Here is a 16,458-nt window from a genome sequence, read left to right as displayed (position 1 = left end):
TCAATGGGACTTCTCGACGACAAGGTCGTCCTGGTCAACGGCGGTAGCCAGGGGGTCGGCGCGGCCGTCGCGCGGGCCGCGGTTCGCGAGGGGGCGGTCGTGGCCGTCACCGGGCGGCGCCCCGAGCCCGGCGAGGCGCTGGTGCGGGAGCTGACCGCCGCGGGCGGCAAGGCCCTGTACGTCCAGGCCGATTTGTCGGACGCCGAGCAGGCGAAGGCCTCCGTGGCACGGGTCGTGGAGACGTACGGCCGGGTCGACTGCCTGGTGAACGCGGCCGGGCTGACCTCGCGGGGGACGCTGCTCGACACCACGCCCGAGCTGTTCGACCAGCACATCGGGATCAACCTCAAGGGCCCCTTCTTCGCGATGCAGGCGGCGGTCGCGGACATGGTGGGGCGTGAGGAGCCCGGCACGATCGTCAACATCATCACGTCGTCGGCGCACGGCGGGCAGCCGTTCCTGGCGCCGTACGTCGCCGCCAAGGCGGGGCTGATCGGGCTGACCCGCAACGCCGCGCATGCCCACCGCTGGGACCGGGTCCGGATCAACGGCCTCAACATCGGCTGGACTGCGACCGAGGGCGAGGACGCCACTCAGAAGACGTTCCACGGGGCCGGGGACGACTGGCGTGCGGAAGCTGCCGCGAAGCTGCCCATGGGCAAGCTCGGCCAGCCGGACGAGATCGCCGACTTCGTCGTCTTCCTGCTGTCGGACCGGTCCGGGGTGGTCACCGGGTCGGTGATCGACTGGGACCAGAACGTCCTCGGCGGACTCGACTGAGCACTCCCCCGCAAGAAACCCTCACCCTCCCTAGGAGCAACACCCCCATGCGTATCGGAATCCTCGGCCTCGGCCGCATCGGCGCCTTCCACGCCGAGACCCTCTCCGGACTCGACGCCGTCGACTCCATCGTCGTCACCGACCCGTTCGCGGACGCCGCCAAGGCCGCCGCCGAGCGGTTCGGGGCCGACGTGGTGGACTCGCCGGAGGCACTGCTGGCCGCCGGTGTGGACGGCATCGTCGTCGCGGCCGCGACGGACGCCCACCCGGCACTGATCCTGGCCGGTGTCGAGGCCGGTGTCCCCGTCTTCTGCGAGAAACCCGTCGCCAGGACCATGGCCGAGGGCGTCGAGGTACTCAAGGCCGTCCGCGGCCGGGACGTGCCGATCCAGATCGGCTACAACCGCCGGTTCGACGCCGGGTTCGTCAACGCCCGCGCCGCCGTGCAGAGCGGTGAGCTCGGCACGCTGCACACGGTCCGTTCGACCACGCTCGACCCGGCGCCGCCTCCGGCCGCGTACATCGCCGCCTCCGGCGGCATCTTCCGCGACTGCTCCGTACACGACTTCGACATCATCCGCTGGGTGACCGGCCGCGAGGTGACGGAGGTGTACGCCGTGGGCGGCAACCGAGGCGCCGACTTCATCAAGGAAGCCGGCGATGCCGACACCACCGGCGCGATCCTCACCCTGGACGACGGCACCATCGCGGTGGTCTCCAACTCCCGTCACAACGCCCGGGGTTACGACGTCCGTATGGAGATCCACGGCTTCGCGGACTCCATCGCCGTCGGCCTGGAGGACAAGCTGCCGCTGCGTTCGGTCGAGCCGGGCGTGACCTTCCCGGCGGGCACCCCGCACGACTTCTTCATGGACCGCTTCACCGAGGCCTACCGCGCCGAGCTGACCGCGTTCACCGAGGTCGTGGCCGGTACCCGCCCCTCCCCCTGCACGATCGAGGACGCCCTGGAGGCGGGCTGGATCGCCGACGCGTGCACACTGTCGCTGCACGAGCACCGTCCCGTGACGATCGAGGAGGTACGGCAGGCATGAGCGAGAGGGGCCGGGAACCGCTGCGCATAGGAGTGCTGGGAGCCGCGCGGATCACCGAACGCTCCCTGATCGGCCCGGCCCGGGCCACCGGCCACCGCCTCGTCGCGGTGGCCGCCCGCGACCGTGCCCGCGCCGAGGCGTTCGCCGCCGAACACGGCGTGGAGCGGGTGGCGTCGTCGTACGCCGAGCTGGTGGCCGATCCGGAGATCGACGTCGTCTACAACCCGCTCGCCAACGGCCTGCACGGCCCGTGGAACCTGGCCGCCCTCGCCGCCGGGAAGCACGTCCTCTCGGAGAAGCCGTCGGCGAGCAACGCGGAGGAGGCGGCCGAGGTGCGGCGGGCCGCCGAGAAGGCGGGGACGGTCTTCATGGAGGCCTTCCACTACCTCTTCCACCCGGTCACCCGCCGCCTGCACGAACTGCTGGCCTCGGGCGAACTCGGCGAACCGCGCCACGTGGAGGCCACGGTCGCCATCGCCGCACCGCCGGACTCCGACCCGCGCTGGTCGCTGCCGCTGGCCGGCGGCGCCCTGATGGACCTGGGCTGCTACAGCCTGCACGCCCTGCGCATGCTCGCTCCCTGGGCGGGCGGCGCCCCGCGCCTGACCGGGGCCCGGGGCGGGGAGCGCGCCGGCGCCCCCGGGGTCGACGAGTGGCTGGACGCCGACCTGGAGTTCCCGGGCGGTGCTACCGGCTCGGCCCGCTGCCACATGGCGTACGAGGGCCTGGACATGAGTATCCGGATCACCGGCTCGCGCGGCGAGGCGACGGCCCCGAACTTCGTGCTGCCCCAGAGGGACGACCGGATCGTGGTCCGCACCCCCGAGGGCGAGCGCACGGAACATCTCGGCACCCGCTCGTCGTACACGTATCAGCTGGAGGCGTTCGCGGCCCGGGTACGGGACGGCGCGCCGCTGCCGCTGGACGCGGACGACGCGGTGACGACGATGGAGCTCATCGACGCGTGCTACCGCGAGGCCGGGTTCGGGGTCCGGCCCCGGACCGGGATCTGAGGCAGGCCGCAAGGGGCCCGGGGTGCGCCCCGGGCCCCTGGTCACGCGTACAGGGCGGGCTTCTCGACCAGTTCGATCTCCATCCGTCCCCCGTCCTCCAGCGCCCGGACGCCCGCCTCGCACACCGCCGCCGCGGCGTAGCCGTCCCAGACGCTCGGGCCGGTCACCTCGCCCCGGCGGGTGGCGTCGATCCAGGTCTGGATCTCACGGTCGTAGGCCGTCTCGAAGCGTTCGGTCCAGTCCTGGGCGATCGTGCCGCCCCAGCGGCCGGCCATGTGGGTGACCAGGGCGTGGCCGTCGCCGATGCGGGCGGTGCCGCGTTCGCAGACCAGTTCGGCCTGGACCTGGTAGCCGAAGCCGCAGTTGACGAAGATCTCGACGTCGCTGAGCGCGCCGCCGTCGGTCTCGAAGACGACGAACTGGGGGTCCTTCAGGCCGTCCGGGGCGCTGGCGGACGGGGTCGGACGCAGCACCGTGACCGCCGTGATCTCGTGGCCCAGCAGCCAGCGGGTCGCGTCGGCCTCGTGGGCGACGGAGTCGCTGATGAGCATGGGGCTGGTGAAGAAGGGCGGGCTGGCGACGTTGCGGTGCCGGTTGTGCAGCATGAGCGGGCGGCCCAGCTGGCCCGTCGCCAGCAGGGCCTTCAGCTTGGCGTACTCGGGGTCGTAGCGGCGCATGAAGCCGACCTGGACCCGGCGGTGGCCGAGGCGCAGTTCGGCTTCGAGGACGCGCAGGGCGGAGGCCGCGTCGGGGGTGAGCGGCTTCTCGCACAGGACGGGCAGGTCGCGCTCGAAGGCGGCGAGAAGGGTGGCCTCGTGGGCCGGGCCCGGGGAGGCGATCAGGCCGGCGTCGACGCCGGCCGCCGCCATCGCGGCGGCCGGGTCGGTGTGGGCGGTGCAGCCGCCGACGCGGGCGGCGACGGCCTTCGCGCGCTCCGCGTCGACATCCGCGACGGCGACCACGCGTGCACCGCTGGTGACTTCGTGGATGCGGCGCACATGGTCGGCGCCCATCCTTCCGGTACCGATGACTGCGACGCCGAGGGTGGTGTGGGTGGCGCGCTCGGTCATGGCCGTCCTTTCGGGTCGTCAGGCGCCGCAGGACCTCAGGAACTTCCGGGTGCGCACCGCGATCGGCAGCGGCTTGTCCGGCTCGCAGGGGTACATGTCCTGCTCGACGATGGCGAAGAGGTCCACGCCCAGCTTCTGCGCCGCCGTCAGGACCGGGCCCAGCTCGGGTACGCCGGCGGGCGGTTCGCACATGACGCCGCGCTGCACGGCCGGGCCGAACGGGATCTCGTTCTTGACGACGTCGGCGAGGATCTCCGGGTCGACCTGCTTGAGGTGGAGGTACCCGATGCGCTCGCCGTAGGTCTCGATCAGCTTGACGCTGTCGCCGCCGCAGTAGGCGTAGTGCCCGGTGTCCAGGCAGAGGTTGACCACGTCGGAGTCGGTCGAGTCGAGGAACTGCTCGACGTGCTCCTCGGTGTCGATGTGGGTGTCGGCGTGCGGGTGGACGACGATGTCCAGGCCGTACCTGTCCTTCACCTCACGGCCGAGGCGCTCCATGCCGGTGGAGAGGTTGCGCCACTGCTCGGTGGTGAGCTCCGGGGGCTCGAGGATCTCGGCGGTCTTGTCGTCGCGCCAGAAGGACGGGATGACGACGAGGTGCTTCGCGTCCATGGCCTGGGTGAGGGCGGCGACCTGGCTGACCTGCTCCCAGGTGGAGTCCCACTCGGAGGGGCCGCGGTGCAGTCCGCAGAAGATCGTCCCGGCGGAGACCTTCAGGTTCCGCTTGGTCACCTCGTCGGTGAGCCGGGCCGGGTCCGTCGGCAGGTAGCCGTACGGACCGAGTTCTATCCAGGAGTAGCCGGCCTCGGCGACCTCGTCGAGGAAGCGTTCCCAGGGCACCTGCTGGGGGTCGTCGGGGAACCAGACGCCCCAGGAGTCGGGGGCGGAGCCGACCCGGATGCGGTCGAGCGCGAAGGCCATGTCAGGACTTTCCTTCCGAAGACGTGGCTACGGGGGCGGTGAGGTCTCCATCCTCGGGGAGCTCCTCGACATCGACGCCGCGGACCTGCGCCAACTCGTGCTTGAGGGAGGCCAGTTCGGCGCCGCCGGCCATGTGGTTGGTCAGCTCCTCGAGGCTGACCTCGCTGCGGGAGGCGGACAGTTCCATGGTGCCGAGGCGCAGCACGCTGAAGTGGTCGCCGACCATGTAGGCGTGGTGCGGGTTGTGGGTGATGAAGATGACGCCGAGGCCCTTGTCACGGGCGGCGGCGATGTACTTCAGCACCACGCCGGACTGCTTGACGCCGAGCGCGGCGGTCGGCTCGTCGAGGATGAGGACGCGGGCGCCGAAGTAGACGGCGCGGGCGATCGCGACGCACTGGCGCTGGCCGCCGGAGAGCGTGCCGATGGGCTGCTCCAGGTCATCCAGGACGATGCCCATGTGGCGCAGCTCTTCGTCCGCGGTCTTCTTCATCCTCTCGATGTCGAGACGGCGCACGGGCCAGGGGCCCTTGGTCATCTCGGAGCCGAGGAAGAAGTTGCGCCACACCGGCATCAGCGGGACGACCGCGAGGTCCTGGTAGACCGTGGCGATGCCCTTGTCGAGGGCCTCGCGCGGGGTGGAGAACCGCACCGGCTCGCCGTCGACGAAAAACTCGCCCTCGGTGTGCTGGTGCAGGCCCGAGACGATCTTGATGAGGGTGGACTTGCCGGCGCCGTTGTCGCCGAGGACGCAGGTCACCTTGCCCGCGTGGACACTGAGATCGACGCCGTGCAGGGCGCGGATGTTGCCGTAGGACTTGCCCGCGGCCTTCAGCTCGACCACGGGACGCTCGTCCGCGGGCCGGGTGTCCTTCAGAGCGGCCCCGTGGGTGCCGGTGGAGTTGCTTGTCATTCCGATCACCTCCGGGTCGCTTGCTTGCGGACCCACAGATTGACGAGGGTGGCGCCTACGAGCATCACGCCGAGGAAGGTCTTGAACCAGTCGGGGTTCCAGGTGGCGTAGACGATGCCCAGCTGGACCAGGCCGAACATGAAGGCGCCGAAGACCGGGCCGATGATCGTGCCGTAGCCGCCGGTCAGCAGGCAGCCGCCGACCACCGCCGCGGCGATGTAGATCAGCTCGTTGCCCACGCCCTCACCGGACTGCACGGTGTTGTACTGGAACAGGTTGTGCATGCCGACGAACCAGGCGCCGAAGCCGACCAGCATGAACAGCGAGATCTTGGTGAAGTTCACCGGGACGCCGACGGCGCGGGCGCTGTCCTTGTTGCCGCCGACCGCGAAGATCCAGTTGCCGTACTTGGTGCGCAGCAAAACCCACGTGGCCAGCGCCGCGAAAGCCAGCCACCACACGATGGTGATCTTGACGTTGACTCCGCCGACGTTGAAGGACGAGGCGAACAGGGCCTTGGCCTGATCGAAGCCGTCCATGTCGCTGATGTTGTCGGTGGCGACGTTGCCGGTGACCAGCTTGGTCACCGCCAGGTTCACGCCCTGCAGGCCCATGAACGTGCCCAGGGTGACCAGGAAGCTCGGCAGCCCGGTCTTCACCAGCAGCCAGCCGTTGAAGAAGCCGATGGCCAAGGACACCGCCAGGGCCGCGATCACGCCGACCCAGACGTTCAGGGTCAGCTGGAAGGCGGTCATGCTCGCCGTCAGCGCCGAGGCGACCGGCGCGACGCCGGAGGACAGGTCGAACTCGCCGCCGATCATCAGCAGCGCCACGGGCAGGACCATGATCCCGATGGTCGACGACTGGTAGAGGACCGTCGACATCGAACTGCCCTGGCGCAATGTCGGCGCCATGATCAGGAAGAAGATCAGGACGGCCAGGGCGCCGAGGATGACGCCCACCTCGGGCCGGGCGAGCAGTCGCAGCGCCAGGGAGCGCTGCTGGGTCCGCCCGTCCTTTTCCTTGCTGGGGCCGGAGGCCGGCGGTGTGTCCACCGCCGGCTCAGCCTGCTGGGTCATGCTCATCACCGGGTGCCCTTCGCGGCGAACTCCCCGACCTCGTCGACGTTGGACTTGTCGACGAAGGCCGGGCCGGTCAGCACGGGCTGCTCGCCGCCGCCGCTGTAGTTGCCGTTGTTCTTGTAGAGCCACAGGCCGTCGACGGCCAGGTAGCCCTGCAGGTAGGGCTGCTGGTCGACGGCGAACTGGATGGAGTCGTTCTTGATGGCACTGATGAGGTCCTTGTTGAGGTCGAAGGTGGCGACCTTCGCCTTGCTGCCGGCGTCGCCGACCGACTGCACCGCGGTCAGCGCGAAGGGGGCGCCGAGGGTGACGACGTAGTCGATGGACGGGTCCTGCTTCAGCTTGGCGGTGAGCGTCGACTTCACGGACGGCATGTCGGTGCCGTTGACGTTCTGCGGGTCGACCTTGCCCTCGAACGTCTTCGCCACGCCGTCGCAGCGCTGCGTCAGGCCGACGTTGCCCTGCTCCTGCATGACGCAGAGGACCTTCTTGGCGCCGACCTCGTTCAGCTTCTTGCCGAAGGCCTCGCCCGCGACGGACTCGTCCTGGCCGAAGAACTCCAGCAGGTTGAGGTTCTTCCAGTCGCTCAGGCCGGAGTTGAGTCCGACGACGGGTATGCCGGCCTTCTCGGCCTTGCCTATGACGCCCTTGAGCGCGTCCGGCTTGGCCAGGGTGACGGCGATGCCGTCGACCTTCTGGTCGATCGCGTTCTGGACCAGGTTGGCCTGGTTGCCCGCGTTCGGGTCGGCGGAGTAGACGAGCTTGATGTTGTCCTTGGCGGCCGCGGCCTCGGCGCCCTTGCGGACGGTGTCCCAGAAGGTGTCGCCGGGCGCCTGGTGCGTGACGAGGGCGACGGTCATGCGCGGCGTGGTCGCCTTGCCGGCGGAGGCGTTCGCCGCGCCTTCCTCGGACTGCTTGCCCCCGGAACTGCTGGAGCAGCCGGCGAGGGTCAGGGCGGCTGCGGCGGCCACGGCGGCGACGGGCACGAACCTGCGGGAGCGGGGGTGAGAAGAGCGGTCCATCTTTCCTGGCACCTCACTGTGCTGCTGCTGGGGAAAGGGAGGGGATCACGAAGGAGTCCGTGGTCCCGGGCCCTACGGAGTCCGGATCATGATGCCGCAAACCGACTGTTGCGATGGCACGGGATACAAGTCCCTGCCGGGCCCGCTGTCAATACTTTGTTAAGACATCATTTCACGAGCAGGTCCGAATGTAAGTACAAACTCTTGACAGCGCCGTCCTCCGAGACCTACACCTGGGAGGCGGCAGGTCCCGTGGATCCACGCCCCACCGTGTCAGGGCGCCCCGGACCCCGCATCCCCAGCTTCCCGAGGAGGTCGCGCATGGCCGAGCCAGCCCAGTATTTCGATGTGATCACGATGGGCCGCATCGGGGTCGACCTCTATCCCCTGCAGACCGGGGTCCCCCTGCCCGAAGTGGAGACCTTCGGGAAATTCCTGGGAGGTTCCGCGGCCAATGTGGCGGTCGCCGCCGCCCGCCTCGGACGCCGTACGGCGGTGATCACGCGCACCGGCGACGACCCCTTCGGCACCTACCTGCACGAGGAGCTGAAGGGCTTCGGCGTCGACGACCGCTGGGTCACCCCGGTCGCCGCGTACCCGACGCCGATCACCTTCTGCGAGATCTTCCCGCCGGACGACTTCCCGCTGTACTTCTACCGCCGCCCCAAGGCGCCGGATCTGGAGATCCACACCGACGAGCTGGACTTCTTCGCGATCCGCGGTGCCCGGATCTTCTGGTTCACCGGCACCGGCCTGAGCGAGGAGCCGAGCCGCTCCGCCACCCTCGCCGCGCTCAAGGCCCGCGACAAGACCGGCCTCACCGTCTTCGACCTCGACTGGCGCCCGATGTTCTGGCACGACCCGGAGGAGGCCCGCCCGTACTACCGCGAGGCGCTGCGCCACGCCACGGTCGCGGTCGGCAACCTCGACGAGTGCGAGATCGCCACCGGTGTGCGCGAGCCGCAGGCCTGCGCGGAGGCCCTGCTGGAGGCGGGCGTGGAACTGGCGGTCGTCAAGCAGGGTCCCAAGGGCGTGCTGGCCGTGCACCGGGACGGCGCCCGGGCCGAGGTGCCGCCGGTGCCGGTCGAGGTGGTCAACGGCCTGGGCGCGGGCGACGCCTTCGGCGGCTCGCTCTGCCACGGTCTGCTCGCCGGCTGGGACCTGGAGCGGACCATGCGCCACGCCAACGCCGCCGGGGCCCTCGTCGCCTCCCGCCTCGCCTGCTCCTCCGCGATGCCGACCGCGTCCGAGGTCGAGGACGTCCTCGCCGGGGTGCCGTCGCCGAGCCCGAGCCACTGAACGGAGCCTTCCTTGAACATCGGCATCCCCGACCTCACCACGGTCAGAGCCCGCAACCCCGAGGCCGTCGCCGAGGCGGCGGCCCGCCGGGTGCGGCGCCCGCTGATCGGTACGAGCGGTCGCCTGATGATCGTGGCCGCCGACCACCCGGCGCGCGGCGCCCTCGGGGTCGGTGACCGGCGCCTGGCCATGGCCAACCGCGCGGACCTGCTGCAGCGGCTGTGCACCGCACTGTCGCGGCCGGGCGTCGACGGGGTGCTCGCCACCGCCGACATCCTGGAGGACCTGCTCCTGCTCGGGGTGCTGGAGAACAAGGTCGTCATGGGATCGATGAACCGCGGGGGCCTCGCCGGCGCCGCCTTCGAGATGGACGACCGCTTCACCGGCCACCGCGCCGAGGACATGGCCCGGCTCCGCTTCGACGCGGGCAAGCTGCTGGTCCGCATCGACTACGACGACCCGGGCTCGCTGACCACCCTGGAGTCCACCGCGCGGGCGATCGACGCGATGGCGGCCCAGCGCCTGCCGCTGTTCGTCGAGCCGTTCATCTCCCGGCGGGTCGACGGCAAGGTCCGCAACGACCTGTCCGCCGAGGCCGTCACGCGGTCCGTCGCGATCGCCTCGGGGCTGGGCGGCACCTCCGCGTACACCTGGCTGAAGCTGCCCGTCACCGACGACCCGGACGACATGGCCGAGGTCCTGGAGACCTCCACACTCCCCGTCGTCCTGCTCGGCGGCGAGGTCGGCGGCGACCAGGAGGGCGCGTACGAACGCTGGCGCAAGGCCCTGCGGCTGCCCACCGTCCAGGGCATGGTCGTCGGACGGTCGCTGCTCTACCCGGCCGAGGGCAGCGTGGAACAGGCGGTGGACACGGCCGTCGGTCTGTTGTGAACCATTCTGTTGTGAACCGGGCTCTTGTGAGCCGGTCTGTTGTGAGTCCCTCCGCTGTGATCCGAAAGGCACACGATGACGTATCACCTTCCCGCGGGTAAGGCCCTCGGCGGCCCCTACGCCGTCGACGTGACGCCCGAGAAGGCGGGCTGGGGGCACTCCAGCCTGCGGATCCTGGAACTGCCGCCGGGTGGCGCGCACTCCTTCGACAGCGGCGACAGCGAGTGGATCGTCGTCCCGCTGAGCGGCGGCTGCACGGTCGCCGCGACGGACGACTTCGGCCAGGACACCTTCGAACTCCAGGGACGCCGGGACGTGTTCAGCGGTGTCAGCGACTTCGCCTACGTGCCGCGCGGCGCCCGGGCGACCGTGACGTCCGCCGCCGGCGGGCGGTTCGCGCTGACCGGCGCACGCTGCACCCGCCGGCTGCCCGCCCGCTACGGCCCCGCCTCCGAGGTGCCCGTGGAGCTGCGGGGCACGGGGAACTGCTCCCGGCAGGTCAACAACTTCGGCGCGGCCGGGGTCTTCGAGTGCGACAAGCTCATCGCGGTCGAGGTGATCACGCCGGGCGGCAACTGGTCCTCGTTCCCGCCGCACAAGCACGACGAGCACCGGCCCGGCGAGGAGTCCGTGCTGGAGGAGATCTACTACTTCGAGTTCGCCGGCCACGACGGCGTCCCCGGCCTCGGCTACCAGCGCGTCTCCCCGTCCGGCCCGGGCCGCGACACCGACGTGCTGGCCGAGGTCCGCGACGGCGATGTCGTCCTGATCCCGGACGGCTGGCACGGGCCCTCGATGGCCACGCCCGGCCACCACATGTACTACCTCAACGTCATGGCGGGCCCGGAGGCCGAGCGCGCCTGGCTGATCTGCGACCACCCCGACCACGCCTGGGTCCGCGACACCTGGCCGGACCAGCCGGTCGACCCCCGGCTCCCCCTCTACACCGCCCCGGAGACCTCCGCATGAGCGCCCGCACCCGCCGACTGACGACCGCCCAGGCACTGGTGCGGTTCCTGTCCGCCCAGTACACCGAGCGGGACGGCGTGCGCCGCCGGCTGATCGCCGGGACCTGGGGCATCTTCGGCCACGGCAACGTGGCGGGTGTCGGCCAGGCGCTGATGGAGGCAGGCATCGGGCCAGGCGCCGCCATGCCGTTCCACCAGGGCCGCAACGAGCAGTCGATGGTGCACGCGGCGGTCGGCTACGCCCGGCAGCTCAACCGCCTGTCCGCGCAGGCGGTGACGACCTCGATCGGCCCGGGCGCCACGAACCTGGTCACCGGTGCCGCCCTGGCGACGATCAACCGCCTGCCGGTGCTGCTCCTGCCCGGCGACTACTTCGCCACGCACTCCGCCGACCCGCTGCTCCAGCAGCTGGAGCACCCGGTCGAGGCCGACGTGTCGGTCAACGACACCCTGCGCCCGGTGTCCAGGTACTTCGACCGGATCACCCGGCCCGAGGCGCTGATCCCGTCGGCGCTCCAGGCGATGCGGGTGCTGGCCGACCCGGCCGAGACCGGCGCTGTCACCCTCGCCCTGCCGCAGGACGTGCAGGCGGAGGCGTACGACTGGCCGGAGGAGTTCTTCGCCGAGCGGGTCTGGTACGTACGGCGTCCCGCGCCGGACCCGGTGGAGCTGACGGCGGCCGTCGAGGCGATCCGGTCGGCCGGGCGGCCCCTGATCGTGGCGGGCGGCGGCGTCCACCACAGCGAGGCCGAGGCGGCGCTGAAGGCGTTCGCGGACGCCACCGGCATCCCGGTCGCCTCGACCCAGGCGGGCAAGGGGTCGCTCCGCCACGACCACCCCGCCGACCTCGGCGGCATCGGCCACACCGGCACGGCGGTCAGCGACGACCTCGCGCGCACCGCCGACCTCGTGATCGGCGTCGGCACCCGCTACACGGACTTCACCACGGCCTCCGGCACGCTCTTCCGGAACCCGGACGTGCGGTTCCTCAACCTCAACATCACCGGCTTCGACGCGCACAAGCTGGCCGCGCGCACGCTGGTCTGCGACGCGAGGTCGGGGCTGGAGAAGCTGCTGGAGGCGCTCTCCGGCCACCGGGTGAGCGAGGCGTACGAGGCCGAGTACCGGGCCGGCAAGGAACGCTGGGACGAGGTCGTCGAGGCGGCCTACCGCGCCGGCGACGAGAGCGCGGTCCCGACCCAGACGCAGGTGCTCGGCGCGCTCGACGCGGCCGTGGGCGACGAGGACGTGGTGATCAACGCGGCCGGTTCGCTCCCCGGCGACCTGCACAAGCTGTGGCGCTCCCGCAGCCCGCGCCAGTACCACCTGGAGTACGGCTACTCCTGCATGGGCTACGAGATCCCGGCCGGGATCGGCGTCCAGCAGGCCGCCCCGGGCACGCCGGTGTGGGCGCTGGTCGGCGACGGCACCTACCTGATGATGCCGACGGAGATCGTCACGGCCGTCCAGGAGGGCCTGCCCGTCAACATCGTCCTCATCCAGAACCACGGCTACGCCTCCATCGGCGGCCTGTCGGAGGAGACCGGCGGCGAGCGCTTCGGCACCGCCTACCGCTTCCGGGCCGCCGACGGCACCTTCACCGGCGCCCCGCTCCCCGTCGACCTGGCCGCCAACGCCGCCAGCCTCGGCATGGACGTCCTGCGCGCCAAGACGGTGCGCGAGCTGCGCGAGGCCCTGGCCGCGGCCCGCGCGTCCGACCGGCCGACCTGCGTGTACGTCGAGACCGACCCGGCGCCGACCGCTCCCCCGGCCGAGGCCTGGTGGGACGTGCCTGTCGCCGAGACCGCCTCCCGCGAGGCCGCCGTCGAGGCCCGCGAGCGCTACGACCGGCAGGTCGCCGGACGCCGCCGCCACCTCTAACACCCGCCGCACTCCAGGCTCGCACTCCAGGCTTGAACTCCAAGCTCACGAAAGGCCCTTGCGCACCATGAAGACCATCACCCACTGGATCGACGGCAAGCCCGTCGAGGGCACCTCCGGCCGCTTCGGCCCCGTCTACGACCCGGCCACCGGCGCCCAGGAGAAGCAGGTCGCGTTCGCGTCCGTCGACGAGGTGGACGCCGCGGTCGCCTCCGCCAGGGCCGCCTTCGAGAGCTGGGGTCAGTCCTCCCTGGCCAAGCGCACGGCGATCCTGTTCAAGTACCGCGAGCTGCTGGACGCCCACCGCGACGAGATCGCCGAGCTGATCACGGCCGAACACGGCAAGGTGCACTCCGACGCGCTCGGCGAGGTCGCGCGCGGCATGGAGATCGTGGAGCTCGCGTGCGGGATCGCCGTCCAGCTCAAGGGCGAGCTGTCCACCCAGGTCTCCACCCGGGTCGACGTCGCCTCGATCCGCCAGCCGCTGGGCGTGGTCGCGGGCATCACGCCGTTCAACTTCCCGGCGATGGTGCCGATGTGGATGTTCCCGCTGGCGATCGCCTGCGGCAACACGTTCGTGCTGAAGCCGTCGGAGAAGGACCCGTCGGCCTCCTTCCGCCTGGCCGAGCTGGCCGCCGAAGCGGGCCTTCCGGACGGCGTCCTGAACATCGTGCAGGGCGACAAGACGGCCGTGGACCGCATCCTGGAGCACCCGGACATCGAGGCGGTCTCCTTCGTCGGCTCGACCCCGATCGCCAAGTACATCCAGATGAAGGCCGTCGAGCACGGCAAGCGGGTGCAGGCCCTGGGCGGCGCCAAGAACCACATGCTGGTCCTGCCCGACGCCGACCTGGACCTCGCCGCCGACCAGGCGATCAACGCCGCGTACGGCTCGGCGGGCGAGCGCTGCATGGCCGTGTCGGTCGTGGTCGCGGTCGGCGACATCGGCGACGAGCTGGTCGGCAAGATCACCGAGCGCGCGAAGAACCTCAGGATCGGCCCGGGCAACGACCCGGCGAGCGAGATGGGCCCGCTGATCACGCGCGAGCACCGGGACAAGGTGGCCTCGTACGTGGCGAGCGCGGCCGAGCAGGGCGCCGAGGTCGTCGTGGACGGCACCGGGTACGCGGTGGACGGACACCCCGAGTGCGCGGACGGCTTCTTCCTCGGCGTCTCCCTCCTGGACCGGGTGCCGCTGACGGCGGACGCGTACCGGGACGAGATCTTCGGTCCGGTGCTGTGCGTGGTCCGCGCGGAGACGTACGAGGAGGCCATCCAGCTGATCAACGACTCCCGTTGGGGCAACGGCACCGCGATCTTCACCCGGGACGGCGGTGCCGCCCGCCGCTTCCAGCTGGAGGTCAAGGCGGGCATGGTCGGCGTCAACGTGCCGATCCCGGTCCCCGTCGGCTACCACTCCTTCGGCGGCTGGAAGGACTCCCTCTTCGGCGACCTGCACATCTACGGCAACGACGGCATCGCCTTCTACACCCAGGGCAAGGTCATCACCACCCGCTGGCCGGACCCGTCCGACGGCGGCATCAACCTCGGCTTCCCGAGCAACTCCTGACACCCGGAGGGGGGTCATCCATGGCGAGGACCGGTGACCGGGCCCGCACCACGGCCGCCGCCGCTCTCGGCTCGCTGGACTTCGCCCTGGACCGGGGCAGTCCCGTGCCGCTGTACCACCAGCTCGCGCAGCAGCTGGAGGCGGCGATCGAGCACGGAGCCCTCGCCCCGGGCGACCTCCTGGGCAACGAGGTCGACCTGTCCGTGCGCCTCACCCTGTCCCGCCCGACCGTCCGCCAGGCCATCCAGTCCCTCGTCGACAAGGGGCTGCTGGTCCGGCGGCGCGGGGTGGGCACGCAGGTGGTGCACAGCCAGGTCAAGCGCCCGCTGGAGCTGAGCAGCCTCTACGACGACCTGGAGGCGGCCGGGCAGGGCCCGGCCACCGAGGTCGTCCGCAACGAGGCCGTTGCGGCGTCCTGCGAGGTGGCGGCCGCCCTCGGCGTGCCCGAGGGCGGCGAGGTCACCGTCCTGGAGCGGCTCCGCCGTACGCACGGCCAGCCGGTGGCGCTGCTGTGCAACTACCTCCCGGCGTCCCTGCTGGACCTCGACGACGCCCGCCTGGAGTCGACCGGCCTCTACCGGATGATGCGCTCGGCCGGCATCACCCTGCACAGCGCCCGTCAGACCGTCGGCGCCCGCGCGGCCACGGCACAGGAGGCGGCCCGCCTGGACGAGCGGGAGGGCGCGGCGCTGCTCACGATGCGGCGCACGGCCTACGACGACACCGGGCGGCCGGTGGAGTACGGAACGCACATCTACCGGGCCGCGCGCTACACGTTCGACTTCCAGTTGCTGGTGAGGCCTTGACCGGATCCCGAACCCGGGTGCAAAGTCGTACATATACACCGTAAACATACGGTGCCCGGACGCACCTTACGCGGGGGTCCTGGCATGGCCCGCAGGAACCAGTCGCCGACTGCTCGAGGAGCCGGATCCTCATGGGCACCCTCGACCGTCCTCGTCACCGGCGGGGCCGGTTTCATGGGCAGTCACACCTGCGTGGAGCTGCTGGACCACGGCTACGAGGTGATCGTGGTCGACGACTACTCGAACAGCTCACCGCAGGTCTTCGCCCGGGTGGAACGGATCGCCGGCCGCTTCGTCGGCGCCGTCTACGAGCTGGACATCCGTGATCGGCACGCCCTCTCGGCCGTCTTCGACCGACACTCCGTGGACGCCGTCGTGCACTTTGCCTCGCACAAGGCGGGGGGCATGTCGACACGGATGCCCGTCACGTACTACGACACCAACATCGGCGGCACCACCGCCCTGCTGCGGACCATGCACGAGCACGGGGTGCACCGGCTGGTCTACGCGTCCTCATGCTGGATCTACGGCGACGCCGGGGGCGGCCCGCTCGACGAGACCACCCCGGTCCGGCCCGGGACGCCGTACGCGGCCTCGAAGTGGATCTGCGAACAGATCCTCGCGGACGTCTGCCGCCGCCATCCCGCGTACACCGTGCGGTGCCTGCGCTACCCCGTCCCGGCCGGCGCCCACCCGAGCGGACTCCTCGGCGAGGACCCCCTCCACACCCCGCAGAACCTGCTGCCCTACCTCGCGCAGGTGGCCGTCGGCCGACGCGACAAGCTCTCCGTCTACGGTGCCGACTACCCGACCCGGGACGGCACCGGGATCCGGGACTATCTGCACGTCATGGACGCCGTCGAGGCCCACCGCGTCGCCCTGGACCACCTGGCCGGCCCGCCGGGCATACAGGCGTACAACCTGGGTGCGGGAGCGGGGAGTTCGGTCCTCGACGTCATCGCGGCGTTCTCCCGGGCCAGCGGCAGGCCGATTCCGTACGACGTCGCGCCCCGCCGCCCCGGGGACGTCGCCGAGCTGATCGCCGACGCCTCCGCCGTGGGGCGTGCCTGGGGCTGGCATCCCACCCGGGACCTCGCCGACGTGTGCCGGGACGCCTGGCGCTTCCAGCGGCTCAACCCGCACGGCTACGAGGACACCGCGCGGCGGCCGGAGACGAAGGAGTAGGCCGC

At 71.2% G+C, this 16,458-nt stretch carries 15 protein-coding genes; 10 read left to right on the top strand and 5 right to left on the bottom strand.

Going from position 1 to position 16,458, the window contains the following annotated elements; genetic code table 11:
* The first annotated feature begins 3 nt into the window (after positions 1–3).
* From ACZ5TL_RS05255 to ACZ5TL_RS05245, 3 genes are read left to right on the top strand one after another with little or no spacing between them, the layout of a single operon-like run.
* The gene (locus ACZ5TL_RS05255) at positions 4–780 is read left to right on the top strand and encodes an SDR family oxidoreductase (RefSeq protein ID WP_468587835.1); all 777 of its coding nucleotides are present in this window, start codon (positions 4–6) and stop codon (positions 778–780) included.
* A 47-nt stretch (positions 781–827) separates the two neighbouring features.
* Entirely contained in the window at positions 828–1,832 is a 1,005-nt protein-coding gene (locus ACZ5TL_RS05250) for a Gfo/Idh/MocA family protein (protein WP_468587833.1), read from the top strand.
* Positions 1,829–2,845, top strand: a complete 1,017-nt coding sequence (locus tag ACZ5TL_RS05245) for a Gfo/Idh/MocA family protein (RefSeq protein ID WP_468587831.1) — start codon at positions 1,829–1,831, stop codon at positions 2,843–2,845. The genes ACZ5TL_RS05250 and ACZ5TL_RS05245 overlap by 4 nt, the downstream gene beginning before the upstream one ends.
* 41 nt (positions 2,846–2,886) lie before the next feature.
* Here ACZ5TL_RS05245 and ACZ5TL_RS05240 read toward each other — a convergent pair whose 3' ends face one another.
* From ACZ5TL_RS05240 to ACZ5TL_RS05220, 5 genes are read right to left on the bottom strand one after another with little or no spacing between them, the layout of a single operon-like run.
* Positions 2,887–3,915 carry a Gfo/Idh/MocA family protein gene (locus ACZ5TL_RS05240; protein ID WP_468587829.1) on the bottom strand — a complete coding sequence of 343 codons (1,029 nt, stop codon included), beginning with the start codon at positions 3,913–3,915 and terminating at the stop codon, positions 2,887–2,889.
* A gap of 18 nt (positions 3,916–3,933) precedes the next feature.
* Entirely contained in the window at positions 3,934–4,836 is a 903-nt protein-coding gene (locus ACZ5TL_RS05235; RefSeq protein WP_468587827.1) for a sugar phosphate isomerase/epimerase family protein, read from the bottom strand.
* A 1-nt stretch (position 4,837) separates the two neighbouring features.
* Positions 4,838–5,749: an ATP-binding cassette domain-containing protein gene (locus tag ACZ5TL_RS05230; RefSeq protein ID WP_468587825.1), complete on the bottom strand. Its 912-nt coding sequence runs from the start codon at positions 5,747–5,749 to the stop codon at positions 4,838–4,840.
* A gap of 5 nt (positions 5,750–5,754) precedes the next feature.
* On the bottom strand, positions 5,755–6,834 hold the full coding sequence (locus ACZ5TL_RS05225; RefSeq protein WP_468587823.1) for an ABC transporter permease: 1,080 nt from the start codon (positions 6,832–6,834) through the stop codon (positions 5,755–5,757).
* On the bottom strand, positions 6,834–7,853 hold the full coding sequence (locus ACZ5TL_RS05220) for a sugar ABC transporter substrate-binding protein (RefSeq protein WP_468587821.1): 1,020 nt from the start codon (positions 7,851–7,853) through the stop codon (positions 6,834–6,836). Before ACZ5TL_RS05220 ends, ACZ5TL_RS05225 begins: the two co-directional genes overlap by 1 nt.
* Positions 7,854–8,174: 321 nt before the next feature.
* Here ACZ5TL_RS05220 and iolC point away from each other — a divergent pair, with 321 nt between their 5' ends.
* The 7 genes from iolC to galE all read left to right on the top strand — a co-directional run bounded on the left by iolC (position 8,175) and on the right by galE (position 16,453).
* Positions 8,175–9,152 carry a 5-dehydro-2-deoxygluconokinase gene (iolC, locus tag ACZ5TL_RS05215; protein WP_468587819.1) on the top strand — a complete coding sequence of 326 codons (978 nt, stop codon included), beginning with the start codon at positions 8,175–8,177 and terminating at the stop codon, positions 9,150–9,152.
* Between the two features lie 12 nt (positions 9,153–9,164).
* On the top strand, positions 9,165–10,043 hold the full coding sequence (locus ACZ5TL_RS05210) for a Cgl0159 family (beta/alpha)8-fold protein (protein WP_468587817.1): 879 nt from the start codon (positions 9,165–9,167) through the stop codon (positions 10,041–10,043).
* 75 nt (positions 10,044–10,118) lie between these two features.
* Positions 10,119–11,012 (top strand): 5-deoxy-glucuronate isomerase, encoded by an 894-nt coding sequence (iolB, locus tag ACZ5TL_RS05205; protein ID WP_468587815.1) that lies wholly within the window; start codon positions 10,119–10,121, stop codon positions 11,010–11,012.
* A complete protein-coding gene (gene iolD, locus ACZ5TL_RS05200; protein ID WP_468587813.1) occupies positions 11,009–12,892 on the top strand; it encodes a 3D-(3,5/4)-trihydroxycyclohexane-1,2-dione acylhydrolase (decyclizing) in 1,884 nt (627 codons plus the stop codon). The genes iolB and iolD overlap by 4 nt, the downstream gene beginning before the upstream one ends.
* A 67-nt stretch (positions 12,893–12,959) precedes the next feature.
* Entirely contained in the window at positions 12,960–14,462 is a 1,503-nt protein-coding gene (locus tag ACZ5TL_RS05195) for a CoA-acylating methylmalonate-semialdehyde dehydrogenase (protein ID WP_468587811.1), read from the top strand.
* A 20-nt stretch (positions 14,463–14,482) separates the two neighbouring features.
* Positions 14,483–15,268, top strand: coding sequence for a GntR family transcriptional regulator (locus ACZ5TL_RS05190; protein ID WP_468587809.1), 786 nt, complete (start codon positions 14,483–14,485; stop codon positions 15,266–15,268).
* 84 nt (positions 15,269–15,352) lie between these two features.
* The gene (galE, locus tag ACZ5TL_RS05185) at positions 15,353–16,453 is read left to right on the top strand and encodes a UDP-glucose 4-epimerase GalE (protein WP_468587807.1); all 1,101 of its coding nucleotides are present in this window, start codon (positions 15,353–15,355) and stop codon (positions 16,451–16,453) included.
* The last annotated feature ends 5 nt before the right edge of the window (positions 16,454–16,458 follow it).

This window comes from Streptomyces sp. NPDC033136, from assembly GCF_055578235.1.
Note: the sequence above shows the minus strand (reverse complement) of the source record. Positions and strands in the feature narration are given on the sequence as shown.